A 23,122-nucleotide genomic window follows, 5' to 3' on the forward strand; every position below is an offset into this window, starting at 1 on the left:
TCGACACACCCGACCGCGTGGGTCGGTGACGTTCCAGGTTAGCTGTACCCATCGGCACACAGAAACCGGAGAAGTAGTGCCTACGATCCAGCAGCTGGTCCGCAAGGGCCGGCAGGACAAGGTCGAGAAGAACAAGACGCCCGCGCTCGAGGGTTCCCCTCAGCGCCGTGGCGTCTGCACGCGTGTGTTCACGACCACCCCGAAGAAGCCGAACTCGGCCCTGCGTAAGGTCGCGCGTGTGCGTCTGACCAGCGGGATCGAGGTCACCGCTTACATTCCGGGTGAGGGACACAACCTGCAGGAGCACTCCATCGTGCTCGTGCGCGGCGGCCGTGTGAAGGACCTGCCGGGTGTTCGCTACAAGATCATCCGCGGTTCGCTTGACACCCAGGGTGTGAAGAACCGCAAGCAGGCTCGCAGCCGTTACGGCGCCAAGAAGGAGAAGTAAGAATGCCTCGTAAGGGCCCCGCCCCGAAGCGCCCGGTCATCATCGACCCGGTCTACGGTTCTCCTCTGGTGACCTCCCTCATCAACAAGGTGCTGCTGAACGGCAAGCGCTCCACCGCCGAGCGCATCGTCTACGGCGCCATGGAGGGCCTGCGCGAGAAGACCGGCAACGACCCGGTCATCACGCTGAAGCGCGCTCTTGAGAACATCAAGCCGACCCTCGAGGTCAAGTCCCGCCGTGTCGGTGGTGCCACCTACCAGGTCCCGGTCGAGGTCAAGCCCGGCCGTGCCAACACGCTGGCGCTGCGCTGGCTGGTCGGTTACTCCCGCGCCCGCCGCGAGAAGACCATGACCGAGCGTCTGCTCAACGAGCTCCTCGACGCCTCCAACGGCCTCGGTGCCGCTGTGAAGAAGCGCGAGGACACGCACAAGATGGCCGAGTCCAACAAGGCCTTCGCGCACTACCGCTGGTAGTCGCAGACCCCATCGAGACCGAGAGAAGACGAAAGCCTTATGGCTACCACTTCGCTTGACCTGGCCAAGGTGCGCAACATCGGCATCATGGCCCACATCGACGCGGGCAAGACGACCACCACCGAGCGGATCCTGTTCTACACCGGCGTCTCGTACAAGATCGGTGAGGTCCACGACGGCGCTGCCACCATGGACTGGATGGAGCAGGAGCAGGAGCGTGGCATCACGATCACCTCTGCTGCCACCACCTGTCACTGGTCGCTGGAAGACGTCGACCACACCATCAACATCATCGACACGCCGGGTCACGTCGACTTCACCGTTGAGGTGGAGCGCTCCCTGCGCGTGCTCGACGGTGCCGTGACGGTGTTCGACGGCGTCGCCGGCGTGGAGCCCCAGTCCGAGACGGTGTGGCGTCAGGCGGACCGCTACGGCGTTCCGCGCATCTGCTTCGTCAACAAGCTCGACCGGACCGGCGCCGAGTTCCACCGCTGCGTCGACATGATCAGCGACCGCCTGGGCGCGCAGCCGCTCGTCATGCAGCTGCCGATCGGCGCCGAGGCCGACTTCAAGGGCGTCATCGACCTCGTGACGATGAAGGCCCTGGTCTGGTCCGCCGAGGCCACCAAGGGCGAGATGTACGACGTCGTCGACATCCCGGACACGCACGCCGAGGCCGCCGAGGAGTACCGCGGCAAGCTGCTGGAGGCCGTGGCCGAGAACGACGAGGAGCTGATGGAGCTGTACCTGGAGGGCACCGAGCCCTCCGTGGAGCAGCTGTACGCGGCGATCCGTCGTATCACCATCGCGTCCGGCAAGGGCGGCGGCACGACCGTCACCCCGGTGTTCTGCGGCACCGCGTTCAAGAACAAGGGCGTTCAGCCCCTGCTCGACGCGGTCGTGCGCTACCTGCCGTCGCCGGTCGACATCGAGGCCATCGAGGGCCACGACGTCAAGGACCCGGAGACGGTCATCCGGCGCAAGCCGTCGGACGACGAGCCCCTCGCCGCGCTCGCGTTCAAGATCATGAGCGACCCGCACCTGGGCAAGCTCACCTTCGTCCGCGTGTACTCCGGCCGTCTGGAGTCCGGCACCCAGGTGCTGAACTCCGTGAAGGGCAAGAAGGAGCGCATCGGCAAGATCTACCGCATGCACGCCAACAAGCGTGAGGAGATCGAGTCGGTGGGCGCCGGTGACATCGTCGCCGTCATGGGCCTGAAGCAGACCACCACCGGTGAGACGCTGTCCGACGACAAGTCGCCGGTGATCCTGGAGTCCATGGACTTCCCGGCGCCGGTCATCCAGGTCGCCATCGAGCCCAAGTCGAAGGGCGACCAGGAGAAGCTCGGCGTCGCGATCCAGCGCCTGGCCGAGGAGGACCCGTCCTTCCAGGTTCACTCGGACGAGGAGACCGGCCAGACCATCATCGGTGGTATGGGCGAGCTGCACCTCGAGGTGCTGGTCGACCGTATGCGCCGTGAGTTCAAGGTCGAGGCCAACGTCGGTAAGCCTCAGGTCGCGTACCGTGAGACGATCCGCAAGTCGGTCGAGAAGGTCGAGTTCACCCACAAGAAGCAGACGGGTGGTACCGGCCAGTTCGCTCGCGTCATCATCGCGATCGAGCCGATCGAGGGCGGCGACGCCTCGTACGAGTTCGTCAACAAGGTCACCGGTGGTCGTATCCCGAAGGAGTACATCCCTTCGGTCGACGCCGGCTGCCAGGAGGCCATGCAGTTCGGCATCCTCGCCGGTTACGAGATGACCGGTGTGCGTGTGACGCTGCTCGACGGTGCCTACCACGAGGTGGACTCCTCCGAGCTCGCGTTCAAGATCGCCGGCTCGCAGGCCTTCAAGGAGGCCGCGCGCAAGGCTTCGCCGGTGCTCCTCGAGCCGATGATGGCCGTGGAGGTCACCACGCCCGAGGACTACATGGGTGACGTCATCGGCGACATCAACTCCCGCCGTGGCCAGATCCAGGCCATGGAGGAGCGGGCGGGTGCCCGCGTCGTGAAGGGCCTCGTGCCCCTGTCGGAGATGTTCGGCTACGTCGGCGACCTCCGCAGCAAGACGTCGGGTCGCGCAAGCTACTCGATGCAGTTCGACTCCTACGCCGAGGTTCCGCGGAACGTCGCCGAGGAGATCATCGCGAAGGCCAAGGGCGAGTAACGGACCGCGCGTCCACGCCGTAGGCTTGACCCCGGAGCCTGCAGGGGGCGTTTCACCGCGAACTCGGTGAAACGCCCCGGGCCCGGGCATTCCAGCAAAGATCACCTGGCGCCGATGAGTAAGGCGTACAGAACCACTCCACAGGAGGACCCCAGTGGCGAAGGCGAAGTTCGAGCGGACTAAGCCGCACGTCAACATCGGCACCATCGGTCACATCGACCACGGTAAGACGACCCTCACGGCCGCCATTACCAAGGTGCTGCACGACAAGTACCCGGACCTGAACGAGGCCTCGGCCTTCGACCAGATCGACAAGGCTCCTGAGGAGCGTCAGCGCGGTATCACCATCTCCATCGCGCACGTCGAGTACCAGACGGAGGCGCGTCACTACGCCCACGTCGACTGCCCGGGTCACGCGGACTACATCAAGAACATGATCACCGGTGCCGCCCAGATGGACGGTGCCATCCTCGTGGTCGCCGCCACCGACGGCCCCATGCCGCAGACCAAGGAGCACGTGCTCCTGGCCCGCCAGGTCGGCGTTCCGTACATCGTCGTCGCCCTGAACAAGGCCGACATGGTGGACGACGAGGAGATCCTGGAGCTCGTCGAGCTCGAGGTGCGTGAGCTCCTCTCCGAGTACGAGTTCCCGGGCGACGACGTTCCGGTCGTCAAGGTCTCGGCGCTCAAGGCGCTCGAGGGCGACCCGGAGTGGGCCGAGTCGGTCATGAACCTCATGAACGCCGTCGACGAGTCCATCCCGCAGCCGGAGCGCGACGTCGACAAGCCGTTCCTCATGCCGATCGAGGACGTCTTCACGATCACCGGTCGCGGTACGGTCGTCACCGGCCGTATCGAGCGTGGTGTCCTGAAGGTCAACGAGACCGTGGACATCATCGGCATCAAGACCGAGAAGACCACCACCACGGTCACCGGCATCGAGATGTTCCGCAAGCTGCTCGACGAGGGCCAGGCCGGTGAGAACGTCGGTCTGCTCCTCCGTGGCATCAAGCGCGAGGACGTCGAGCGCGGCCAGGTCATCATCAAGCCCGGTTCGGTCACGCCGCACACCGAGTTCGAGGCCCAGGCCTACATCCTGTCCAAGGACGAGGGTGGCCGCCACACGCCGTTCTTCAACAACTACCGTCCGCAGTTCTACTTCCGTACGACGGACGTGACCGGCGTGGTGACCCTCCCCGAGGGCACCGAGATGGTCATGCCGGGTGACAACACCGAGATGAAGGTGGAGCTCATCCAGCCCGTCGCCATGGAAGAGGGCCTGAAGTTCGCCATCCGTGAGGGTGGCCGGACCGTGGGCGCCGGCCAGGTCACCAAGATCACCAAGTGAGCTTGCTGATCTGACCTGGTGGCTCGCAGCGAGCACCGGGAAGGGCCCGCACGACTTCGGTCGTGCGGGCCCTTTCGCGTGCCGGGCTCCGCGAGCGGTGTCCGTGCCGGTGTCCAGGGCCGGACATGCGGAGGGCCCGGCGGCCGGTTGTCCGGACCGCCGGGCCCCGCACCCCCCTCAGCGGGTCAGACGCGCTGCCAGAGCGCCGGGGCGTTCGGGGGCTCCCAGCCGGGCTGGGCCTGGTGTGCCTGGAGGCACCGGTAGGTGGCACCGCCGTACGTCACCTGGGCGCCCGTCTGGTAGACGGTGCCGGCCGCCCAGGTGCCGCCGCCGGGCTCACCGGGCTCGCCGGGGCCGCTCGTGGTGGTCTTGAGGGTGAGGCCGTAGGTCTGCAGCAGTGGGTTGAGCGGCTGGAAGTACGTCGTGCCGCCCGTCGAGCAGTTGCCCGAGCCGCCCGAGGTGACGCCCTGGGCCTGGCTGCCGGAGATGTAGGAGCCGCCGGAGTCGCCGGGCTCGGCGCACACGCTGGTGCGGGTGACGCCGTAGATGGTGCCCTCGGGGTAGGTGACGCTGGTGTTGTGCTGCTGGATCGTGCCGCAGTGCCAGCCGGTCGTGGAGCCCGAGCGGCACACGGACGAGCCGACCGGGGCCTGTGTGGAGCCGGTGACCTGGACGTTCTGGCCGCCGGCGCCCTTCACGTACGGCGTGGCCGTCCAGTTGGTGTTGGTGGCCACCCAGGCCATGTCGTTGCCCGGGAAGGTGGAGCCCTGGAAGGTGCCCTGGGCGACGCGGTTGTAGCCGGTCGTGCCGGTGCCGACCCGGCCGCAGTGTCCGGCCGTGGCGAAGCCCTGCTGGGTGCCGCGCGTGACCGGGAAACCGACCGAGCAGCGGCCGCTGTTGTTCATGTAGTACGCGTCGCCGCCCCGCAGGTCGTAGAGCGGGCGCGGCTGCTCTGCCGATTTCTCGACGCGGGCGAGGGAGCGGTCGACGCCGGCGGCCTTCAGCAGGGCGTGGGCGGCGGCGGGCTCGGCGGCCTCGACGACCAGGGCGTTCGTGCGGACGTCGACGTACCAGACGGGGGAGGCGCCGGTCGCGCGGTGGGCTGCCGCCCGGTCGACGCGGGCCTTGGCGGCGTCGAGTGCGGCAAGCGGACGGCGTACGACGGCGGCCACGGCGCCCTGCGCCTCGATGACCGGTGTGTCGGCGGCGTCGGTGGTCGCCACGGTCAGCGCGCCGGACTCGGCGCCCCGCACCCAGGCGCCCGCGAAGTCGGCGCCCAGCGCGGCGCGCAGCCGCCCGGCGGTGGCGCCGGCCTCGGCCTCGTTGGCCAGGCGGCGCTGAGCCTGCCGCCGGTCGAGGCCGAGGTCGCGCTGCATGGCGTGGAGCAGGGCGGGAGGGGCGTCCGCGGTGCGGAGGGTCTGGGCGGCGGACGCGGGGGAGGCCGAGGGGGTGTCGGTGGCGGCCGCCGCGCCCGTGTCGCTCAGGCCCGTGAAGAGCAGGGCGCCGGTGGCCGCCAGGGCGGCGCACAGGGCTCTGCTGTGACGCTGGAGCATGGGGGTCTCCTCGGTTTCGGTGGGGAAGCTCCGTGGGGAGGTGCCGAAACCGTAGGGAGGGCCGGTGCGGCGGGGTAAGCCGTCAGCCGACCCCCCTCCTCGGTGTTATGGAAGGGGGCGGGCGCTCTCCGGTGGTGTGGGACGCGGTGGGCGGCCGCGGGCCGGCGGCTTGTGGAACCCGGCCGCCGGGCGGGTGCGAGGCGGTCTACGGGATCCGGCCGCCGGGCCCGTGGGAGACGGCTTACGGGACCCGGCCGCCGGGGCCGTGCGAGGCGAGCCAGGCGCGGTAACCGGCGCTGCGGGTCGCCGCGGCGGCGTGGGCGTCGCGGGCCTGCGCGAGCACGGTCGCCGCGAGGTCCGGCGGCTGCGACGCGGGGTGCAGGCCGAGCAGATGCCGCCACAGCAGCGGCGTACCGGCGAGCGGGCGGGTGGTGACGCCGGGGGTGGTGGGGAACGTGGCCCGGCACAGGCCGACCGCGCGGCCGACCTGCACGAGGTGGACGAGGGAGGCGGTGTCCGTCTCGTACATGCGCCGCGGGGCGAAACCGGCGCGGGCGCAGGCGGCGGTGAAGCAGTCGCCGAAACAGCCGTCGCCGGGGACGCAGGCCCACGCGTCGTCGGCGAGCTTGCCGAGGTCGACGTCGGCGCGGTGGGCGAGGTGGTGGCCGTCCGGGAGCATGACGAACACCGGGTCGACGGCGATCTCCTGCCATACGAGGTGGGGGGCGCCCGGTGGGGTGGCGGAGCCGCAGGTCCCGGCGAGCGCGAAGTCGAGGGTGCCGTCGGTGAGTTGCCCGGCGAGCTGCCGCTCGGACCAGGACGCCGAGGTGGTGACGGCGACGCCCGGCACGGCTCCGGCGAGCCGGTCGACGAGGGCGCCGAGCAGCGGGCCGTGGGTGCCGCCGATCCGCAGGCGCTGCTTCGCGTACCGGTCGCGTGCGAAACGGTTGGCCTCCTGCTGGAGTTCGGTCACCGCGGGCAGCACGACCCGGGTGCGCTCCAGCACGAGCTCGCCGAGCGGGGTGGCCCGTACGCCGTGCCGCCCGCGCTCGAACAGCGCGCCGCCCAGGGCCCGTTCGATGCGCCTGAGCTGGGCACTCAGCGCGGGCTGGGTCAGCCCCAGCCGGACCGCCGCCCTGGTGAGACTGCCCGCGTCGGCAATCGCCCGGATCGTCTTCAGATGCCGCAGTTCCAGCTCCATAGAGGGGAGCTTGCGGCGCGGTGGGGGCGGGGGCAAGGGGTTGGTACGGACCTGTGGCGGAGAGGCCCACGGCCACCAGGTTCCTCCGGGCGGAATGTCCTGCTCCGGCCGGGCCGCGGCGCCGCCCGCCAGGTGGGCCAGGTCGCAGGCCTACAGGAGCAGGGCAGTTGGGAGGCGCTAGCCGCAGCTCAGCGGGTGATGTTCACCCGCCCGAGCGAGCGGCAGTCCAGCTCCGTCACGGCCGCTCGGCGTTCGATCTCCTGCACGGGTATTGACCTCTGGCTCGGTGGGCCTTTAGCTTCCGTCATCCCCAAATGTTTCGGACAGCGTTTCGAAACATTCGAAGAACGACGGAATGAGACTCCCCGCATGAGATCCATTCGCTTCGCCACCGTGGCCCTGGCCGCGGCCGCCCTGTCCCTGCCGCTCGTGACGGGCGTGGCCACGGCCGACCCGGCGGCCGACCAGCAGGCCGCGCCGCACTCCAACGCCCGTTTCGACAGGCTGCGCTGGGCCGCGCCCGAGGGCTTCGTGGTGGGTACCGCCGTGGCGGGCGGCGGTCACCACCTGTCGCAGGACTACCCGGACCCGTTCACGTACGACGCCGAGTACCGCAAGATCCTGGGCCGCCAGTTCAGCTCGGTGTCCCCCGAGAACCAGATGAAGTGGGACTCCATCCACCCGGAGAAGGACCGGTACGACTTCGGGCAGGCCGACGCCATCGTCGAGTTCGCCGAGAAGCACGGCCAGGTCGTGCGCGGCCACACCCTCCTGTGGCACAGCCAGAACCCGGCGTGGCTGACCCAGGGCAACTTCTCCAAGGCAGAGCTGCGCGAGATCCTGCGCGAGCACATCGCCACCGTCGTCGGCCGCTACGCCGGCCGGATCCAGCAGTGGGACGTCGCCAACGAGATCTTCGACGACCAGGGCAAGCTGCGGACGACCGACAACATCTGGATCCGCGAGCTCGGCCCGGGCATCGTCGCGGACGCCTTCCGCTGGGCGCACGAGGCCGACCCGAAGGCGAAGCTGTTCTTCAACGACTACAACGTGGAGAGCGTCAACGCCAAGAGCAACAGCTACTACACGCTGGTCCAGCAACTGCTCGCACAGGGCGTTCCCGTGCACGGCTTCTCCGTGCAGGCCCACCTGAGCACGCGCTACGGCTTCCCGGGCGACCTGGAGAACAACCTGCGCCGCTTCGACGCGCTGGGCCTGGAGACCGCGGTCACCGAGCTGGACGTCCGCATGGACCTGCCGGAGAGCGGCGTCCCGACCGCCGAGATGGAGAGGAAGCAGGCCGACTACTACCAGCGCGCCCTGTCGGCGTGCCTGGCCGTGGACGGCTGCAACTCCTTCACGATCTGGGGCTTCACCGACAAGTACTCGTGGGTGCCGGTGTTCTTCGAGGGCGAGGGCTTCGCCAACGTCATGACCGACGACTACACCCGCAAGCCGGCGTTCTACGCCCTGCGGGACACCCTGAAGGCGGCCCGCCAGGGCTGAGTCCGCCGCTTGTCGGCGCCCTTTCACGCCCCGGGCGGAGACGGTCCCGGCCGTCTCCGCCCGGGGCGTCAGGGTCTGCCCGGCCGGAGTCGGCCGCCCCGCCCCCGCCGCACCGTGTTTGACCTTCGTCACGCCCGGGGTATTCTCTCCGGCTCGATTGGCGTCCGCGGTGCCCCATATGGCAGACTGTCCGAGTTGCTCGGTCGAGCGTTGATGCTGCGCGCCTCCCGCCGGGAGGACCGGAAGCGAGTCCCACAGTACTCGTCGCCCCTGATCAGGGGCGGACGTACGGGAATCTTTCGGGAAGCGTTGGCGCGGCGCCGGCCAGGCACCCGGTGGGCCTTTCGCCTCCGGCGTGCGGTTCCGGAAGGGCCGTGTGCAATCCCGCGGGGATGTTCGATCAAGGGACATCTGTGTCAGCGAGAGTGCGACACGCCCGACCGCGTGGGTCGGAGAACGAAGAGTGGAACACCGGGTTCCAGAGCTGTAGAGAGACAGGACTACTGAGTAGCCATGGCGGGACAGAAGATCCGCATCCGGCTCAAGGCCTACGACCACGAGGTCATCGACAGCTCGGCGAAGAAGATCGTCGAGACGGTGACGCGTACTGGTGCGTCGGTCGCGGGCCCGGTGCCGCTGCCCACTGAGAAGAACGTGTACTGCGTCATCAAGTCGCCGCACAAGTACAAGGACTCGCGCGAGCACTTCGAGATGCGCACGCACAAGCGCCTGATCGACATCCTCGACCCGACTCCCAAGACCGTTGACTCTCTGATGCGACTCGACCTCCCGGCCGGTGTCGACATCGAGATCAAGCTCTGAGGCCGGTGATCTGAGAATGGCTAAGCAGATCAAGGGCATCCTGGGCGAGAAGCTCGGCATGACGCAGGTGTGGGACGAGAACAACCGTGTCGTCCCGGTCACCGTCGTCAAGGCCGGCCCCAACGTCGTGACCCAGGTCCGCACGAACGATGTCGACGGCTACGAGTCCGTCCAGATCGCTTTCGGCGAGATCGACCCGCGCAAGGTGAACAAGCCCCTCAAGGGCCACTTCGCCAAGGCCGACGTCACCCCCCGTCGCCACCTCGTCGAGATCCGCACGTCGGACGCCTCCGAGTACACGCTCGGCCAGGAGATCACCGCTGAGGTGTTCGAGGCCGGCGTCAAGGTCGACGTGACCGGCAAGAGCAAGGGCAAGGGCTTCGCCGGTGTCATGAAGCGCCACAACTTCCGTGGCCTCGGCGCCGGACACGGCACCCAGCGCAAGCACCGCTCGCCCGGTTCCATCGGTGGCTGCGCCACCCCGGGCCGCGTGTTCAAGGGCCTCCGCATGGCGGGTCGTATGGGCAACGAGCGGGTCACCACCCAGAACCTGACCGTCCACGCCGTTGACGCGGAGAAGGGCCTGCTGCTCATCAAGGGCGCGGTTCCCGGTCCGAACGGCGGCCTCGTCCTGGTCCGCACCGCGGCCAAGGGGGCCTGAGGTAACCGATGAGCACTGTTGACATCCTTTCGCCGGCGGGCGACAAGGCCGGTACCGTCGAGCTCCCCGCGGAGATCTTCGACGTCGAGAAGGTCAGCATCCCGCTGATCCACCAGGTCGTCGTCGCACAGCTGGCTGCCGCCCGTCAGGGCACGCACAAGACCAAGACCCGTGGCGAGGTCCGCGGCGGTGGCAAGAAGCCGTACCGCCAGAAGGGCACCGGCCGCGCCCGTCAGGGCTCGACCCGCGCCCCGCAGTTCGCCGGCGGTGGCGTCGTCCACGGCCCGCAGCCGCGTGACTACTCGCAGCGGACCCCGAAGAAGATGAAGGCTGCCGCTCTGCGTCACGCCCTCACCGACCGGGCCCGTCATAACCGCATCCACGTCGTCACCGGCGTGGTCGAGGGCGAGACCCCGTCCACCAAGGCCGCCCGGTCGCTGTTCGGCAAGATCTCGGAGCGCAAGAACCTGCTCCTGGTCGTCGACCGCGCCGACGAGGCCGCGTGGCTGTCCGCCCGCAACCTGCCCCAGGTGCACATCCTGGAGCCGGGCCAGCTGAACACGTACGACGTTCTCGTCTCCGACGACGTGGTCTTCACCAAGGCCGCCTTCGAGTCCTTCGTGTCCGGCACGCCTTCTGCCGCGCGGAACAATGACACCGAAGGGAGCGAGGCCTGATGGCCATCCGTCACCCCGCTATCGCCTCCAAGGCCGCGAAGAAGGCCAAGGAAGCGCGCCTGAAGAAGGCGCGCCGCCACGCGGCCGAGGGCAAGAACACCGTCGTCACCCCGGCGAGCAAGGCGTACACGGACCCCCGTGACGTCCTGCTGAAGCCGGTCGTGTCCGAGAAGAGCTACGCGCTCATCGACGAGAACAAGTACACGTTCATCGTCGACCCGCGTGCCAACAAGACCCAGATCAAGGAGGCCGTCCAGGCGGTCTTCGAGGTCAAGGTCACCGGAGTCAACACGATCAACCGCCAGGGCAAGCGCAAGCGGACCCGCACCGGCTTCGGCCAGCGCGCGGCGACCAAGCGCGCGATCGTGACCCTCGCCGAGGGCGACCGTATCGACATCTTCGGCGGTCCGACCGCCTGACGGCGGTCCGGATCGTCCGATATCGGACGAGGACTGAGAAATGGGTATCCGCAAGTACAAGCCGACGACTCCGGGCCGTCGTGGCTCCAGCGTCGCCGACTTCGTCGAGGTCACGCGGTCCACGCCGGAGAAGTCGCTGGTCCGCCCGCTGCACAGCAAGGGCGGCCGTAACAACGCCGGTCGTGTGACCGTTCGCCACCAGGGTGGCGGACACAAGCGCGCCTACCGCGTGATCGACTTCCGTCGTCACGACAAGGACGGCGTGCCGGCGAAGGTCGCGCACATCGAATACGACCCCAACCGCACCGCGCGCATCGCGCTGCTGCACTACGCGGACGGCGAGAAGCGCTACATCCTCGCGCCGCGTGGCCTCAGCCAGGGCGACCGCGTCGAGAACGGTCCCGGGGCCGACATCAAGCCGGGCAACAACCTGGCCCTCCGCAACATCCCGGTCGGTACCACGATCCACGCGATCGAGCTCCGTCCCGGCGGCGGTGCCAAGTTCGCCCGCTCCGCCGGCACCTCGGTGCAGCTGCTGGCGAAGGAGGGCACCATGGCCCACCTCCGCATGCCGTCCGGTGAGATCCGGCTGGTCGACGTCCGCTGCCGCGCCACTGTCGGCGAGGTCGGCAACGCCGAGCAGTCCAACATCAACTGGGGCAAGGCGGGCCGCAAGCGGTGGCTGGGCGTTCGCCCGACCGTCCGTGGTGTCGTCATGAACCCGGTCGACCACCCGCACGGTGGTGGTGAGGGCCGGACCTCCGGTGGCCGCCACCCCGTGTCCCCGTGGGGCAAGAAGGAAGGCCGTACTCGTTCGCCCAAGAAGGCGTCGAACAAGTACATCGTCCGCCGCCGCAAGACGAACAAGAAGCGCTAAGGACGGGTTGAGATGCCTCGTAGCTTGAAGAAGGGACCCTTCGTCGACGACCACCTGATCAAGAAGGTGGACGCGCAGAACGAAGCCGGTACCAAGAACGTCATCAAGACCTGGTCCCGTCGCTCGATGATCGTCCCGGCGATGCTCGGTCACACGATCGCGGTGCACAACGGCAAGACCCACATCCCGGTGTTTGTCACCGAGTCCATGGTCGGCCACAAGCTCGGCGAGTTCTCGCCGACGCGCACCTTCCGGGGTCACGTCAAGGACGACCGGAAGTCGAAGCGCCGCTAACAGCGGGGTGGAATGACCAATGACAGACACTGAAGGGACAACCATGGAAGCCAGGGCCCAGGCGCGGTACATCCGCGTCACGCCCATGAAGGCCCGCCGCGTGGTGGACCTCATCCGTGGCATGGACGCCACGGAGGCTCAGGCGGTCCTGCGTTTCGCCCCGCAGGCCGCGAGCGTGCCGGTCGGCAAGGTGCTGGACAGCGCCATTGCCAACGCCGCGCACAACTACGACCACACCGATGTCGACAGCCTCTACATCTCCGAGGCCTACGTCGACGAGGGCCCGACCCTGAAGCGGTTCCGGCCGCGTGCCCAGGGCCGTGCCTACCGGATCCGCAAGCGGACCAGCCACATCACCGTGGTCGTCAGCAGCAAGGAAGGAACCCGGTAATGGGCCAGAAGGTAAACCCGCACGGGTTCCGGCTCGGTGTCACGACCGACTTCAAGTCGCGTTGGTACGCCGACAAGCTGTACAAGGACTACGTCAAGGAAGACGTCGCCATCCGTCGGATGATGACGTCCGGCATGGAGCGCGCCGGCATCTCGAAGGTGGAGATCGAGCGCACCCGTGACCGTGTGCGTGTGGACATCCACACCGCGCGTCCCGGCATCGTCATCGGCCGCCGCGGCGCCGAGGCCGACCGCATCCGCGGTGACCTGGAGAAGCTGACCGGCAAGCAGGTCCAGCTGAACATCCTCGAGGTCAAGAACCCGGAGACGGACGCTCAGCTGGTGGCCCAGGCCGTCGCCGAGCAGCTGTCCTCCCGCGTCTCCTTCCGCCGTGCCATGCGCAAGAGCATGCAGTCGGCGATGAAGGCCGGCGCCAAGGGCATCAAGATCCAGTGCGGTGGCCGCCTCGGTGGCGCCGAGATGTCCCGCTCGGAGTTCTACCGCGAGGGCCGCGTGCCCCTGCACACGCTCCGCGCGAACGTGGACTACGGCTTCTTCGAGGCCAAGACGACCTTCGGCCGCATCGGCGTGAAGGTCTGGATCTACAAGGGCGACGTCAAGAACATCGCCGAGGTCCGCGCCGAGAACGCCGCCGCGCGTGCGGGCAACCGCCCGGCCCGTGGTGGTGGCGCCGACCGCCCGGCCCGTGGTGGCCGCGGTGGCGGCGAGCGGCGCGGTCGCAAGCCGCAGCAGGCTCCGGCAGCCGAGGCCCCCAAGGCCGAGGCTCCCGCCGCCGCGCCGGCTGAGAGCACCGGAACGGAGGCCTGACCGACATGCTGATCCCCCGTAGGGTCAAGCACCGCAAGCAGCACCACCCCAAGCGCAACGGTATGTCCAAGGGTGGAACGCAGGTTGCGTTCGGCGAGTACGGCATCCAGGCGCTGACCCCGGCGTACGTCACGAACCGCCAGATCGAAGCGGCTCGTATCGCCATGACCCGTCACATCAAGCGTGGCGGCAAGGTCTGGATCAACATCTACCCGGACCGCCCCCTCACCAAGAAGCCGGCCGAGACCCGCATGGGTTCCGGCAAGGGCTCCCCGGAGTGGTGGGTCGCCAACGTCAAGCCCGGACGCGTGATGTTCGAGCTGTCGTACCCCAACGAGAAGATCGCCCGTGAGGCGCTGACCCGTGCGGCCCACAAGCTGCCGATGAAGTGCCGGATCGTCAAGCGCGAGGCAGGTGAAGCGTGATGTCGGCCGGTACCAAGGCGTCCGAGCTGCGCGAGCTGGGCAACGAGGAGCTTCTCGCGAAGCTCCGCGAGGCCAAGGAAGAGCTGTTCAACCTCCGCTTCCAGGCGGCGACCGGTCAGCTCGAGAACCACGGGCGGCTCAAGGCCGTCCGCAAGGACATCGCGCGGATCTACACCCTGATGCGTGAGCGCGAGCTGGGCATCGAGACGGTGGAGAGCGCCTGATGAGCGAGAGCAACGTGACTGAGCAGAACACCGAGGCACGCGGATTCCGCAAGACCCGTGAGGGTCTGGTCGTCAGCGACAAGATGGACAAGACCGTCGTCGTCGCCGTCGAGGACCGCGTCAAGCACGCGCTGTACGGCAAGGTCATCCGCCGTACCAACAAGCTCAAGGCTCACGACGAGCAGAACGCCGCGGGTGTCGGCGACCGTGTCCTCCTCATGGAGACCCGGCCGCTGTCCGCGACGAAGCGCTGGCGCGTCGTCGAAATCCTCGAGAAGGCCAAGTAATCCCTCCTAGGGGGACCCCCTAGGCATCGTTCCGCCAGGCTCGGGGCGGGCCGCCGCGACAGCGGAGCCCGCCCCGGGAACCGGCAGACAACCAGGAGATAGACGTGATCCAGCAGGAGTCGCGACTGCGTGTCGCCGACAACACTGGTGCGAAGGAGATCCTTTGCATCCGTGTGCTCGGCGGCTCCGGTCGCCGCTACGCGGGCATCGGTGACGTCATCGTCGCCACCGTCAAGGACGCGATCCCCGGTGGCAACGTGAAGAAGGGTGACGTCGTCAAGGCGGTCATCGTTCGCACCGTCAAGGAGCGCCGCCGTCCGGACGGCTCGTACATCCGCTTCGACGAGAACGCCGCCGTCATTCTGAAGAACGACGGCGACCCCCGCGGCACCCGTATCTTCGGCCCGGTGGGCCGTGAGCTGCGCGAGAAGAAGTTCATGAAGATCATCTCCCTCGCGCCGGAGGTGCTGTGAGCATGAAGATCAAGAAGGGCGACCTGGTCCAGGTCATCACCGGCAAGGACAAGGGCAAGCAGGGCAAGGTCATTGCCGCTTACCCGCGCGAGGACCGCGTCCTGGTCGAGGGTGTCAACCGGGTCAAGAAGCACACCAAGGCCGGGCCGACCGCTCGCGGTTCGCAGGCCGGCGGCATCGTCACCACCGAGGCCCCGATTCACGTGAGCAACGTTCAGCTCGTCGTGGAGAAGGACGGCCAGAAGGTCGTGACCCGCGTCGGTTACCGCTTCGACGACGAAGGCAACAAGATCCGCGTTGCCAAGCGGACGGGTGAGGACATCTGATGACGACCACCACCACTCCGCGTCTGAAGACGAAGTACCGCGAGGAGATCGCGGGCAAGCTGCTTGAGGAGTTCTCCTACGAGAACGTCATGCAGGTTCCCGGCCTCGTCAAGATCGTGGTCAACATGGGTGTGGGCGACGCCGCCCGCGACTCCAAGCTGATCGAGGGCGCCATCAAGGACCTCACCACGATCACCGGTCAGAAGCCGGCCGTCACCAAGGCCCGCAAGTCCATCGCGCAGTTCAAGCTGCGCGAGGGTCAGCCGATCGGTGCCCACGTCACGCTCCGTGGCGACCGCATGTGGGAGTTCCTCGACCGCACCCTGTCGCTCGCGCTGCCGCGCATCCGCGACTTCCGCGGCCTGTCCCCCAAGCAGTTCGACGGCCGTGGCAACTACACCTTCGGTCTCACGGAGCAGGTCATGTTCCACGAGATCGACCAGGACAAGATCGACCGTGTCCGGGGTATGGACATCACCGTGGTCACCACGGCGACCAACGACGAAGAGGGCCGCGCCCTTCTCCGTCACCTCGGCTTCCCGTTCAAGGAGGCGTGAGCGAGATGGCGAAGAAGGCTCTCATCGCGAAGGCTGCTCGCAAGCCCAAGTTCGGCGTGCGCGCGTACACCCGCTGCCAGCGCTGCGGTCGTCCGCACTCCGTCTACCGTAAGTTCGGCCTGTGCCGCGTGTGCCTTCGTGAGATGGCTCACCGTGGCGAGCTGCCGGGCGTGACCAAGAGCTCCTGGTAATCCGGTAGTTCCGGACTCCCAGGGCTCTCGGTAAGCAATGGGACGGCAGGACGCCCACCCCGCATGGCTTAGGCTTGTGGGGTTGGGCACCTGCCGTGCCGTACGACTTACTACGCCGTAGGTCCACCGCGCCGCACCCGTCCCGTCTCGGATCGGGGAGAGGGATGGCGCACCAGGAAACCCCGGCGAGAGAGGCCGAAGGCCAATTCATGACCATGACTGATCCGATCGCAGACATGCTTACGCGTCTGCGGAACGCGAACTCGGCGTACCACGACTCCGTGGCGATGCCGCACTCGAAGATCAAGTCGCACATCGCGGAGATCCTCCAGCAGGAGGGCTTCATCACGGGCTGGAAGGTCGAGGACGCCGAGGTCGGCAAGAACCTCGTCCTGGAGCTGAAGTTCGGCCCCAACCGTGAGCGCTCCATCGCGGGCATCAAGCGGATCTCCAAGCCCGGTCTCCGGGTGTACGCGAAGTCCACCAACCTGCCCAAGGTGCTGGGCGGCCTGGGCGTGGCGATCATCTCCACGTCCCACGGTCTGCTGACCGACAAGCAGGCGCAGAAGAAGGGCGTGGGTGGGGAAGTCCTCGCCTACGTCTGGTAACTCGGGAACGGAGGAGAGACAGCAATGTCGCGTATCGGCAAGCTCCCCATCCCGGTTCCCACCGGCGTGGACGTCACCATCGATGGCCGTACGGTCCAGGTGAAGGGCCCCAAGGGCACCCTGACCCACACCGTTGCCGCGCCGATCGAGATCGTTAAGGGCGAGGACGGCATTCTCAATGTCACGCGCCCCAACGACGAGCGTCAGAACAAGGCCCTCCACGGCCTGTCCCGCACGCTGGTGGCGAACATGATCACCGGTGTGACCCAGGGATACGTCAAGAAGCTCGAGATCAGCGGTGTCGGTTACCGCGTCCAGGCCAAGGGCTCCAACCTGGAGTTCTCCCTGGGCTACAGCCACCCGATCCTCATCGAGGCCCCCGAGGGCATCACCTTCAAGGTGGAGACGCCCACCCGTTTCTCGGTCGAGGGCATCGACAAGCAGAAGGTCGGCGAGGTTGCGGCCAACATCCGCAAGCTGCGCAAGCCCGACCCGTACAAGGCCAAGGGCGTCAAGTACGAGGGCGAAGTCATCCGCCGCAAGGTCGGAAAGGCGGGTAAGTAAGCCATGGCATACGGGCAGAAGATCCTCAAGGGCGACGCCTACAAGCGTGCTGCCATCAAGCGTCGCCACATCCGGATCCGCAAGAAGGTCGCGGGTACGGCTGAGCGTCCCCGTCTGGTCGTGACCCGCTCCAACCGCCACATCGTGGCGCAGGTGATCGACGACCTGAAGGGCCACACCCTGGCATCGGCGTCCACGCTGGACAGCTCGATCCGCGGTGCCGAGGGCGACAAGTCCGCGCAGGCCAAGCAGGTCGGCGCCCTGGTCGCCGAGCGCGCCAAGGCCGCCGGTGTCGAGGCAGTCGTGTTCGACCGCGGTGGCAACCAGTACGCCGGGCGCATCGCCGCTCTGGCGGACGCCGCCCGCGAAGCCGGGCTCAAGTTCTAGAGCCGCCCGTCGCGAAGCGACTGATGGTCGCTGCGTAGCTAGCGGAAACAGAGAGAGGTAATTCCAATGGCTGGACCCCAGCGCCGCGGTGGCGGTGCCGGTGGCGGCGAGCGGCGGGACCGGAAGGGCCGTGACGGCGGCGCTGCTGCCGCCGAGAAGACCGCGTACGTTGAGCGCGTAGTCGCGATCAACCGCGTCGCCAAGGTTGTGAAGGGTGGTCGTCGCTTCAGCTTCACCGCGCTGGTCGTGGTGGGCGACGGTGACGGCACCGTGGGTGTCGGATACGGCAAGGCCAAGGAGGTGCCGGCCGCCATCGCCAAGGGCGTTGAGGAGGCCAAGAAGCACTTCTTCAAGGTCCCGCGTATCCAGGGCACCATCCCGCACCCGATCCAGGGTGAGAAGGCCGCCGGCGTCGTGCTGCTCAAGCCCGCGTCGCCAGGTACCGGCGTGATCGCCGGTGGTCCGGTGCGTGCCGTGCTCGAGTGCGCCGGTATCCACGACGTGCTGTCGAAGTCGCTCGGCTCCGACAACGCCATCAACATCGTGCACGCGACCGTGGCGGCCCTGAAGGGCCTGCAGCGTCCCGAGGAGATCGCGGCCCGCCGCGGTCTGCCGCTCGAGGACGTCGCTCCCGCGGCTCTGCTGCGTGCGCGTGCCGGGGCGGGTGCGTAATCATGGCGCAGCTCAAGATCACGCAGGTCAAGTCCTACATCGGCAGCAAGCAGAACCACCGTGACACACTGCGTTCGCTTGGTCTCAAGGGGATCAACGACGTGGTCGTCAAGGAGGACCGCCCCGAGTTCCGCGGCATGGTTCGCCATGTCCGTCACCTCGTGACGGTCGAGGAGGTCGACTGATCATGGCGGAGAACAACCCGCTCAAGATCCACAACCTCCGTCCCGCCCCGGGCGCCAAGACCGCCAAGACCCGTGTGGGTCGTGGTGAGGCGTCGAAGGGTAAGACGGCCGGTCGTGGTACCAAGGGCACGAAGGCCCGCTACCAGGTTCCGGAGCGCTTCGAGGGTGGCCAGATGCCCCTCCACATGCGTCTTCCGAAGCTGAAGGGCTTCAAGAACCCGTTCAAGACCGAGTACCAGGTCGTGAACCTGGACAAGCTGGCCGCGCTCTACCCGCAGGGTGGCGAGGTCACGGTCGAGGACCTGGTCGCCAAGGGCGCCGTTCGCAAGAACAGCCTGGTGAAGGTGCTCGGTCAGGGTGAGATCTCCGTGGCGCTGCAGGTGACGGTCGACGCCGTCTCCGGCTCCGCCAAGGAGAAGATCACCGCTGCCGGCGGCACCGTCACCGAGCTCGTCTGAGCCGGCTGACCTGTTACCGGCGAAGGCCGGGAGTTCCCTTCGGGGGCTCCCGGCCTTCTGCTGTGCCCGGGGAAGGCCCTGGGCCGGCTGTACGGCGGCTGCGCACGCGTCCGGTACGTACCCGTAGGGCATGCCGACGTGGCAGCTGCCCAGAGGCGGGTGCGGGAGCGTGTCGTACGCCGGTGGGATTGTTCACGCGGGGGCGCGGAGCGCGGCGCGATGTGGCGCGCGGTGCGGGGGGCGCAATGGCGCAGAAGGCGCGGAGCGGGCGTACCGCCCCTGCCACAGTGGCCGACGAGGCGGTTTCTTACCGGTGCGGGCTCCGCGTAGGGTAGTCCGCACTGTTAGTCTCCCTGATGGCCTGTCGTCGGACAGGCCACAGGAACAGAGACATCCGTCCCTCGCACAACATACCGTCACCTCTCGCGTAGCGAACGCGGGGGTCGCAGGAGGCACCGTGCTCACCGCGTTCGCCCGGGCGTTCAAGACGCCCGACCTGCGCAAGAAGCTGCTCTTCACGCTTGGCATCATCGTCCTGTACCGGATCGGCACGCACATCCCGATCCCCGGCGTGGACTACAAGAGCGTTCAGGAGTGTGTGGACCAGGCGTCCGGCAACCAGGGCCTGTTCGGCCTGGTCAACATGTTCAGCGGCGGCGCACTGCTCCAGATCACGGTGTTCGCGCTCGGCATCATGCCGTACATCACGGCGAGCATCATCCTGCAGCTGCTGACCGTGGTCATCCCGCGCCTGGAAGCCCTCAAGAAGGAGGGCCAGTCCGGCACGGCGAAGATCACGCAGTACACGCGCTACCTGACGGTCGCGCTCGCCGTCCTGCAGGGCACCGGCCTCGTCGCCACCGCCCGCAGCGGCGCCCTCTTCCAGGGCTGCACGGTCGCCAGCCAGATCGTGCCGGACCGCGCGATCTTCACCACGATCGTCATGGTCGTCACGATGACCGCCGGTACGGCGCTGGTCATGTGGCTCGGTGAGCTGATCACCGACCGCGGCATCGGCAACGGCATGTCGATCCTGATGTTCATCTCGATCGCCGCGACCTTCCCGTCCGCCCTGTGGGCCATCAAGAAGCAGGGCGAGCTGGCGGACGGCTGGATCGAGTTCGGCACCGTCTGCGCGGTCGGCCTGGTGATGATCGGCCTCGTGGTCTTCGTGGAGCAGGCTCAGCGCCGCATTCCGGTCCAGTACGCCAAGCGCATGATCGGCCGCCGGTCCTACGGCGGCACGTCGACGTACATTCCGCTGAAGGTCAACCAGGCGGGCATCATCCCTGTGATCTTCGCCTCGTCGCTGCTCTACATCCCGGCGCTGATCGTCCAGTTCACGAACTCGACCGCGGGCTGGGCGACCTGGATCCGGTCGAACCTGGCCGACACGGCCGCGCCGGCGCACATCGCGCTGTACTTCTTCCTGATCGTCTTCTTCGCCTTCTTCTACGTGGCCATCACGTTCAACCCCGAAGAAGTCGCGGACAACATGAAGAAGTATGGTGGCTTCATCCCGGGCATCCGGGCTGGCCGACCGACCGCTGAGTACCTCAGTTACGTACTCAACCGGATCACCTGGCCGGGTTCGCTGTACTTGGGGCTTATCGCTCTCGTTCCGACAATGGCGTTGGCTGGTTTCGGGGCAAACCAGAACTTCCCCTTCGGCGGCACCAGCATCCTGATCATCGTGGGTGTGGGTCTTGAGACGGTGAAGCAGATCGAGAGCCAGCTTCAGCAGCGCAATTACGAAGGGTTCCTCCGCTGATGCGAATCGTCCTCGTCGGGCCGCCGGGTGCCGGTAAGGGAACGCAGGCCACACGGCTTGCAGAGACGCTGCGCGTACCGCACATCTCCACGGGTGACCTGTTCCGCGCCAACATCAGCCAGCAGACGGAACTCGGGAAGCTCGCGAAGTCCTACATGGACGCCGGCAATCTCGTGCCCGACGAGGTCACGATCGCGATGGCGAAGGACCGCATGGAGCAGCCGGACGCGGAGAACGGCTTCCTGCTGGACGGTTTCCCGCGCAACGTCTCGCAGGCCGAGGCGCTCGACGAGGTGCTCGAGTCCGAGGGCATCACGCTGGACGCCGTGCTCGATCTGGAGGCCCCCGAGGAGGAGGTCGTCAAGCGGATCGCCGGCCGGCGGGTGTGCCGCAACGAATCGGCGCACGTGTTCCACGTGACGTACAAGCAGCCCGCCCGGGAGGGCGTCTGCGACGTGTGCGGCGGCGAGCTGTACCAGCGCGACGACGACTCCGAGGAGACCGTGCGCAAGCGGCTGGAGGTCTACCACACGCAGACCGAGCCGATCATCGACTACTACAAGGCGCAGGGGCTGGTCGTCACCATCTCCGCGATGGGTGCGGTCGACGAGGTCACGGGGCGGGCGCTGGAGGCGCTGAAGCGCGAGGACGCGTAGTCGTTTCCCGGTACGTCTTACGACACGTGGTGCAGCCGCGGTTCCCTCACGGGGGCCGCGGCTGTGCTGTGGGGTGGGAGGGCCCGGCCCGCCGCGGGCCCCGTATCGTGGGAAGCGTTCGTTCTTCCGGTCCAGAAAGGCCGTCGTCACTCATGGTGCAGATCAAGAGCCCCGAGCAGATCGCCAAGATGCGAGAGGCGGGGCTGGTGGTCGCCGCCATCCACGCGGCCACCCGTGAGGCCGCGGTGCCCGGCGCCACCACCAAGGACCTGGACCAGGTCGCCCGCAAGGTGCTCGCCGAGCACAACGCCAAGCCGAACTTCCTCGGGTACGGCGGCTTCCCGGCGACCATCTGCACCTCCGTGAACGAGGTCGTGGTGCACGGCATCCCGTCCGACGACGTCGTCCTCAAGGACGGCGACATCATCTCCGTCGACTGCGGCGCGATCATCGACGGCTGGCACGGCGACGCCGCCTACACGGCCTTCGTGGGCTCCGGCCACGCCCCGGAGCTGGTCGAGCTCTCCCGGGTGACCGAGGAGTCGATGTGGGCGGGCATCGCGGCCATGAAGCAGGGCAACCGGCTCGTGGACATCTCCCGCGCGATCGAGACGTACATCCGCCGGCAGCCGAAGCCGGGCGGCGGCAAGTACGGCATCGTCGAGGACTACGGCGGCCACGGCATCGGCACCGAGATGCACATGGACCCGCACCTGCTGAACTACGTCGACCGCCGCCGCGGCAAGGGCCCCAAGCTGGTGCCGGGCTTCTGCCTCGCCATCGAGCCGATGGTGTCCCTCGGCACGCCGAAGACGGTCGTCCTGGAGGACGACTGGACGGTGGTCACGACCGACGGCAGCTGGTCGTCCCACTGGGAGCACTCCGTCGCGCTCACCGAGCAGGGGCCGCTGGTGCTGACCGCGCCGGACGGGGGGCGGGCGAAGCTGGCCGAGTACGGGATCACGGCCGCTCCCGATCCGGTCGGTTAAGGATCTCCGGCGTGGGGCAGACTTCCCCGATTCGTGTTTCCGGGGGCCCTGACGTAGACTGACTCGTCGGCTCTTGTGTACCCGCATGTCCGCATGGACCTCGGGGGTGCGCCAGGAGTCGATCAAGGTAGTCGATTCGAAGGGCGAAGCGTGGCCAAGAAGCAAGGTGCCATCGAGATCGAGGGCACTGTCGTCGAGTCTCTGCCGAACGCCATGTTCAAGGTCGAGCTCCAGAACGGCCACCAGGTCCTGGCACACATCAGCGGCAAGATGCGCATGCACTACATCCGCATCCTCCCTGACGACCGGGTCGTGGTGGAGCTGTCTCCGTACGACCTGACCCGTGGCCGGATCGTCTACCGCTACAAGTAGATCTTGCCCACGCCTCGCGTCAGCGGGGCCGCCGGCAACTGACCCGGAGAACCTCACCCCATGAAGGTCAAGCCGAGCGTCAAGAAGATCTGCGACAAGTGCAGGGTGATCCGCCGTCACGGCCGGGTCATGGTCATCTGCGAGAACCCGCGCCACAAGCAGCGCCAGGGCTGACGCACGACCACCCTCTGCTCTTCGCAGGGATTCGCGCGACGCGAGCTGAATTGTTCATACGCAGAACCCGAGCCGCACGGCTCGACACCCCCGGTTCGGAGGCCGGGGACCCAGTTCGTACCTGGTACGGCGGCTGGGAG

The 23,122-nt window shown here is 67.7% G+C and carries 33 protein-coding genes; 31 read left to right on the forward strand and 2 right to left on the reverse strand.

Annotated features, from left to right (window positions below; genetic code table 11):
* Positions 1-76 precede the first annotated feature (76 nt).
* From rpsL to tuf, 4 genes are all read left to right on the forward strand, one after another.
* Entirely contained in the window at positions 77-448 is a 372-nt protein-coding gene (gene rpsL, locus AB0M97_RS07630) for a 30S ribosomal protein S12 (RefSeq protein ID WP_003948652.1), read from the forward strand.
* Between the two features lie 2 nt (positions 449-450).
* Positions 451-921, forward strand: a complete 471-nt coding sequence (rpsG, locus tag AB0M97_RS07635) for a 30S ribosomal protein S7 (RefSeq protein ID WP_003998848.1) — start codon at positions 451-453, stop codon at positions 919-921.
* A 39-nt stretch (positions 922-960) separates the two neighbouring features.
* Entirely contained in the window at positions 961-3,087 is a 2,127-nt protein-coding gene (gene fusA, locus AB0M97_RS07640; RefSeq protein ID WP_365959827.1) for an elongation factor G, read from the forward strand.
* 154 nt (positions 3,088-3,241) lie between these two features.
* A complete protein-coding gene (gene tuf / locus AB0M97_RS07645) occupies positions 3,242-4,435 on the forward strand; it encodes an elongation factor Tu (RefSeq protein ID WP_365959828.1) in 1,194 nt (397 codons plus the stop codon).
* Positions 4,436-4,620: 185 nt separating this feature from the next.
* Here the strand turns inward: tuf and AB0M97_RS07650 are convergent, their stop codons facing one another.
* Both AB0M97_RS07650 and AB0M97_RS07655 read right to left on the reverse strand, forming a co-directional pair.
* Positions 4,621-5,988 carry a carbohydrate-binding protein gene (locus AB0M97_RS07650; RefSeq protein WP_365959829.1) on the reverse strand — a complete coding sequence of 456 codons (1,368 nt, stop codon included), beginning with the start codon at positions 5,986-5,988 and terminating at the stop codon, positions 4,621-4,623.
* Positions 5,989-6,229: 241 nt separating this feature from the next.
* Positions 6,230-7,189, reverse strand: a complete 960-nt coding sequence (locus tag AB0M97_RS07655) for a LysR family transcriptional regulator (RefSeq protein ID WP_365959830.1) — start codon at positions 7,187-7,189, stop codon at positions 6,230-6,232.
* 369 nt (positions 7,190-7,558) lie between these two features.
* Between AB0M97_RS07655 and AB0M97_RS07660 the strand changes: the two genes are divergently transcribed.
* The 27 genes from AB0M97_RS07660 (at position 7,559) to rpmJ (ending at position 22,982) form a co-directional block, all read left to right on the forward strand.
* On the forward strand, positions 7,559-8,695 hold the full coding sequence (locus tag AB0M97_RS07660; protein WP_365959831.1) for an endo-1,4-beta-xylanase: 1,137 nt from the start codon (positions 7,559-7,561) through the stop codon (positions 8,693-8,695).
* Positions 8,696-9,208: 513 nt separating this feature from the next.
* Entirely contained in the window at positions 9,209-9,517 is a 309-nt protein-coding gene (gene rpsJ, locus AB0M97_RS07665) for a 30S ribosomal protein S10 (protein ID WP_003948644.1), read from the forward strand.
* A 16-nt stretch (positions 9,518-9,533) separates the two neighbouring features.
* Entirely contained in the window at positions 9,534-10,178 is a 645-nt protein-coding gene (rplC, locus tag AB0M97_RS07670) for a 50S ribosomal protein L3 (protein ID WP_029380970.1), read from the forward strand.
* Positions 10,179-10,186: 8 nt separating this feature from the next.
* Entirely contained in the window at positions 10,187-10,855 is a 669-nt protein-coding gene (gene rplD, locus AB0M97_RS07675) for a 50S ribosomal protein L4 (protein ID WP_365959832.1), read from the forward strand.
* On the forward strand, positions 10,855-11,274 hold the full coding sequence (gene rplW, locus AB0M97_RS07680; RefSeq protein WP_365959833.1) for a 50S ribosomal protein L23: 420 nt from the start codon (positions 10,855-10,857) through the stop codon (positions 11,272-11,274). The genes rplD and rplW overlap by 1 nt, the downstream gene beginning before the upstream one ends.
* 40 nt (positions 11,275-11,314) lie before the next feature.
* Positions 11,315-12,151, forward strand: coding sequence for a 50S ribosomal protein L2 (rplB, locus tag AB0M97_RS07685; protein WP_365959834.1), 837 nt, complete (start codon positions 11,315-11,317; stop codon positions 12,149-12,151).
* 12 nt (positions 12,152-12,163) lie between these two features.
* Positions 12,164-12,445, forward strand: coding sequence for a 30S ribosomal protein S19 (gene rpsS, locus AB0M97_RS07690; RefSeq protein WP_010036728.1), 282 nt, complete (start codon positions 12,164-12,166; stop codon positions 12,443-12,445).
* Between the two features lie 43 nt (positions 12,446-12,488).
* The gene (rplV, locus tag AB0M97_RS07695; RefSeq protein WP_028420772.1) at positions 12,489-12,836 is read left to right on the forward strand and encodes a 50S ribosomal protein L22; all 348 of its coding nucleotides are present in this window, start codon (positions 12,489-12,491) and stop codon (positions 12,834-12,836) included.
* The gene (rpsC, locus tag AB0M97_RS07700; RefSeq protein ID WP_365959835.1) at positions 12,836-13,663 is read left to right on the forward strand and encodes a 30S ribosomal protein S3; all 828 of its coding nucleotides are present in this window, start codon (positions 12,836-12,838) and stop codon (positions 13,661-13,663) included. Before rplV ends, rpsC begins: the two co-directional genes overlap by 1 nt.
* A 5-nt stretch (positions 13,664-13,668) precedes the next feature.
* Positions 13,669-14,088, forward strand: coding sequence for a 50S ribosomal protein L16 (rplP, locus tag AB0M97_RS07705; protein WP_029380975.1), 420 nt, complete (start codon positions 13,669-13,671; stop codon positions 14,086-14,088).
* Positions 14,088-14,312, forward strand: coding sequence for a 50S ribosomal protein L29 (rpmC, locus tag AB0M97_RS07710; RefSeq protein ID WP_003974259.1), 225 nt, complete (start codon positions 14,088-14,090; stop codon positions 14,310-14,312). Before rplP ends, rpmC begins: the two co-directional genes overlap by 1 nt.
* On the forward strand, positions 14,312-14,599 hold the full coding sequence (gene rpsQ / locus AB0M97_RS07715; RefSeq protein WP_030641193.1) for a 30S ribosomal protein S17: 288 nt from the start codon (positions 14,312-14,314) through the stop codon (positions 14,597-14,599). Before rpmC ends, rpsQ begins: the two co-directional genes overlap by 1 nt.
* A gap of 104 nt (positions 14,600-14,703) precedes the next feature.
* On the forward strand, positions 14,704-15,072 hold the full coding sequence (gene rplN / locus AB0M97_RS07720) for a 50S ribosomal protein L14 (protein WP_003998823.1): 369 nt from the start codon (positions 14,704-14,706) through the stop codon (positions 15,070-15,072).
* A 2-nt stretch (positions 15,073-15,074) separates the two neighbouring features.
* Complete coding sequence (gene rplX / locus AB0M97_RS07725; RefSeq protein WP_069779212.1) at positions 15,075-15,398, forward strand: 50S ribosomal protein L24; 324 nt, start codon at positions 15,075-15,077, stop codon at positions 15,396-15,398.
* A complete protein-coding gene (gene rplE, locus AB0M97_RS07730) occupies positions 15,398-15,955 on the forward strand; it encodes a 50S ribosomal protein L5 (protein ID WP_365959836.1) in 558 nt (185 codons plus the stop codon). The genes rplX and rplE overlap by 1 nt, the downstream gene beginning before the upstream one ends.
* Positions 15,956-15,960: 5 nt before the next feature.
* Positions 15,961-16,146, forward strand: coding sequence for a type Z 30S ribosomal protein S14 (locus AB0M97_RS07735; RefSeq protein WP_003956452.1), 186 nt, complete (start codon positions 15,961-15,963; stop codon positions 16,144-16,146).
* A gap of 209 nt (positions 16,147-16,355) precedes the next feature.
* Positions 16,356-16,754: a 30S ribosomal protein S8 gene (gene rpsH / locus AB0M97_RS07740; protein ID WP_003992367.1), complete on the forward strand. Its 399-nt coding sequence runs from the start codon at positions 16,356-16,358 to the stop codon at positions 16,752-16,754.
* Positions 16,755-16,778: 24 nt separating this feature from the next.
* Positions 16,779-17,318: a 50S ribosomal protein L6 gene (rplF, locus tag AB0M97_RS07745; protein ID WP_365959837.1), complete on the forward strand. Its 540-nt coding sequence runs from the start codon at positions 16,779-16,781 to the stop codon at positions 17,316-17,318.
* A 3-nt stretch (positions 17,319-17,321) separates the two neighbouring features.
* On the forward strand, positions 17,322-17,705 hold the full coding sequence (gene rplR / locus AB0M97_RS07750) for a 50S ribosomal protein L18 (protein ID WP_365959838.1): 384 nt from the start codon (positions 17,322-17,324) through the stop codon (positions 17,703-17,705).
* A gap of 66 nt (positions 17,706-17,771) precedes the next feature.
* The gene (gene rpsE / locus AB0M97_RS07755) at positions 17,772-18,377 is read left to right on the forward strand and encodes a 30S ribosomal protein S5 (RefSeq protein WP_003992370.1); all 606 of its coding nucleotides are present in this window, start codon (positions 17,772-17,774) and stop codon (positions 18,375-18,377) included.
* Between the two features lie 2 nt (positions 18,378-18,379).
* On the forward strand, positions 18,380-18,562 hold the full coding sequence (rpmD, locus tag AB0M97_RS07760) for a 50S ribosomal protein L30 (RefSeq protein ID WP_279548905.1): 183 nt from the start codon (positions 18,380-18,382) through the stop codon (positions 18,560-18,562).
* A gap of 2 nt (positions 18,563-18,564) precedes the next feature.
* Entirely contained in the window at positions 18,565-19,020 is a 456-nt protein-coding gene (gene rplO / locus AB0M97_RS07765; protein ID WP_365959839.1) for a 50S ribosomal protein L15, read from the forward strand.
* Between the two features lie 457 nt (positions 19,021-19,477).
* The gene (secY, locus tag AB0M97_RS07770; protein WP_365959840.1) at positions 19,478-20,791 is read left to right on the forward strand and encodes a preprotein translocase subunit SecY; all 1,314 of its coding nucleotides are present in this window, start codon (positions 19,478-19,480) and stop codon (positions 20,789-20,791) included.
* A complete protein-coding gene (locus AB0M97_RS07775) occupies positions 20,791-21,447 on the forward strand; it encodes an adenylate kinase (RefSeq protein WP_365959841.1) in 657 nt (218 codons plus the stop codon). Before secY ends, AB0M97_RS07775 begins: the two co-directional genes overlap by 1 nt.
* Before the next feature lie 152 nt (positions 21,448-21,599).
* Positions 21,600-22,436, forward strand: coding sequence for a type I methionyl aminopeptidase (gene map / locus AB0M97_RS07780; RefSeq protein WP_365959842.1), 837 nt, complete (start codon positions 21,600-21,602; stop codon positions 22,434-22,436).
* A gap of 150 nt (positions 22,437-22,586) precedes the next feature.
* The gene (gene infA / locus AB0M97_RS07785) at positions 22,587-22,808 is read left to right on the forward strand and encodes a translation initiation factor IF-1 (RefSeq protein ID WP_003948620.1); all 222 of its coding nucleotides are present in this window, start codon (positions 22,587-22,589) and stop codon (positions 22,806-22,808) included.
* Positions 22,809-22,868: 60 nt separating this feature from the next.
* Positions 22,869-22,982: a 50S ribosomal protein L36 gene (gene rpmJ / locus AB0M97_RS07790; protein WP_003998809.1), complete on the forward strand. Its 114-nt coding sequence runs from the start codon at positions 22,869-22,871 to the stop codon at positions 22,980-22,982.
* The last annotated feature ends 140 nt before the right edge of the window (positions 22,983-23,122 follow it).

This window comes from Streptomyces sp. NPDC051207 (genome assembly GCF_040682395.1).
Taxonomy (GTDB): Bacteria; Actinomycetota; Actinomycetes; order Streptomycetales; family Streptomycetaceae; genus Streptomyces.

What these genes read in the sequence shown, in the direction of transcription:
- rpsH (WP_003992367.1), top strand. Translation starts at nt 16,356, where the DNA reads ATGACCATGACTGATCCGATCGCAGACATGCTTACGCGTCTGCGGAAC.
- rplO (WP_365959839.1), top strand. Translation starts at nt 18,565, where the DNA reads ATGGCGGAGAACAACCCGCTCAAGATCCACAACCTCCGTCCCGCCCCG.
- rpsS (WP_010036728.1), top strand. Translation starts at nt 12,164, where the DNA reads ATGCCTCGTAGCTTGAAGAAGGGACCCTTCGTCGACGACCACCTGATC.
- rpmJ (WP_003998809.1), top strand. Translation starts at nt 22,869, where the DNA reads ATGAAGGTCAAGCCGAGCGTCAAGAAGATCTGCGACAAGTGCAGGGTG.
- AB0M97_RS07735 (WP_003956452.1), top strand. Translation starts at nt 15,961, where the DNA reads ATGGCGAAGAAGGCTCTCATCGCGAAGGCTGCTCGCAAGCCCAAGTTC.
- rplE (WP_365959836.1), top strand. Translation starts at nt 15,398, where the DNA reads ATGACGACCACCACCACTCCGCGTCTGAAGACGAAGTACCGCGAGGAG.
- fusA (WP_365959827.1), top strand. Translation starts at nt 961, where the DNA reads ATGGCTACCACTTCGCTTGACCTGGCCAAGGTGCGCAACATCGGCATC.
- rpsQ (WP_030641193.1), top strand. Translation starts at nt 14,312, where the DNA reads ATGAGCGAGAGCAACGTGACTGAGCAGAACACCGAGGCACGCGGATTC.
- rplB (WP_365959834.1), top strand. Translation starts at nt 11,315, where the DNA reads ATGGGTATCCGCAAGTACAAGCCGACGACTCCGGGCCGTCGTGGCTCC.
- map (WP_365959842.1), top strand. Translation starts at nt 21,600, where the DNA reads ATGGTGCAGATCAAGAGCCCCGAGCAGATCGCCAAGATGCGAGAGGCG.
- AB0M97_RS07650 (WP_365959829.1), bottom strand. Translation starts at nt 5,988, where the DNA reads ATGCTCCAGCGTCACAGCAGAGCCCTGTGCGCCGCCCTGGCGGCCACC.
- rplW (WP_365959833.1), top strand. Translation starts at nt 10,855, where the DNA reads ATGGCCATCCGTCACCCCGCTATCGCCTCCAAGGCCGCGAAGAAGGCC.
- rplD (WP_365959832.1), top strand. Translation starts at nt 10,187, where the DNA reads ATGAGCACTGTTGACATCCTTTCGCCGGCGGGCGACAAGGCCGGTACC.
- AB0M97_RS07775 (WP_365959841.1), top strand. Translation starts at nt 20,791, where the DNA reads ATGCGAATCGTCCTCGTCGGGCCGCCGGGTGCCGGTAAGGGAACGCAG.
- rpmC (WP_003974259.1), top strand. Translation starts at nt 14,088, where the DNA reads ATGTCGGCCGGTACCAAGGCGTCCGAGCTGCGCGAGCTGGGCAACGAG.
- rplF (WP_365959837.1), top strand. Translation starts at nt 16,779, where the DNA reads ATGTCGCGTATCGGCAAGCTCCCCATCCCGGTTCCCACCGGCGTGGAC.
- rpsJ (WP_003948644.1), top strand. Translation starts at nt 9,209, where the DNA reads ATGGCGGGACAGAAGATCCGCATCCGGCTCAAGGCCTACGACCACGAG.
- rplC (WP_029380970.1), top strand. Translation starts at nt 9,534, where the DNA reads ATGGCTAAGCAGATCAAGGGCATCCTGGGCGAGAAGCTCGGCATGACG.
- rplV (WP_028420772.1), top strand. Translation starts at nt 12,489, where the DNA reads ATGGAAGCCAGGGCCCAGGCGCGGTACATCCGCGTCACGCCCATGAAG.
- rplX (WP_069779212.1), top strand. Translation starts at nt 15,075, where the DNA reads ATGAAGATCAAGAAGGGCGACCTGGTCCAGGTCATCACCGGCAAGGAC.
- AB0M97_RS07660 (WP_365959831.1), top strand. Translation starts at nt 7,559, where the DNA reads ATGAGATCCATTCGCTTCGCCACCGTGGCCCTGGCCGCGGCCGCCCTG.
- rpsC (WP_365959835.1), top strand. Translation starts at nt 12,836, where the DNA reads ATGGGCCAGAAGGTAAACCCGCACGGGTTCCGGCTCGGTGTCACGACC.
- AB0M97_RS07655 (WP_365959830.1), bottom strand. Translation starts at nt 7,189, where the DNA reads ATGGAGCTGGAACTGCGGCATCTGAAGACGATCCGGGCGATTGCCGAC.
- rpmD (WP_279548905.1), top strand. Translation starts at nt 18,380, where the DNA reads ATGGCGCAGCTCAAGATCACGCAGGTCAAGTCCTACATCGGCAGCAAG.
- rpsG (WP_003998848.1), top strand. Translation starts at nt 451, where the DNA reads ATGCCTCGTAAGGGCCCCGCCCCGAAGCGCCCGGTCATCATCGACCCG.
- rpsE (WP_003992370.1), top strand. Translation starts at nt 17,772, where the DNA reads ATGGCTGGACCCCAGCGCCGCGGTGGCGGTGCCGGTGGCGGCGAGCGG.
- rplR (WP_365959838.1), top strand. Translation starts at nt 17,322, where the DNA reads ATGGCATACGGGCAGAAGATCCTCAAGGGCGACGCCTACAAGCGTGCT.
- rplP (WP_029380975.1), top strand. Translation starts at nt 13,669, where the DNA reads ATGCTGATCCCCCGTAGGGTCAAGCACCGCAAGCAGCACCACCCCAAG.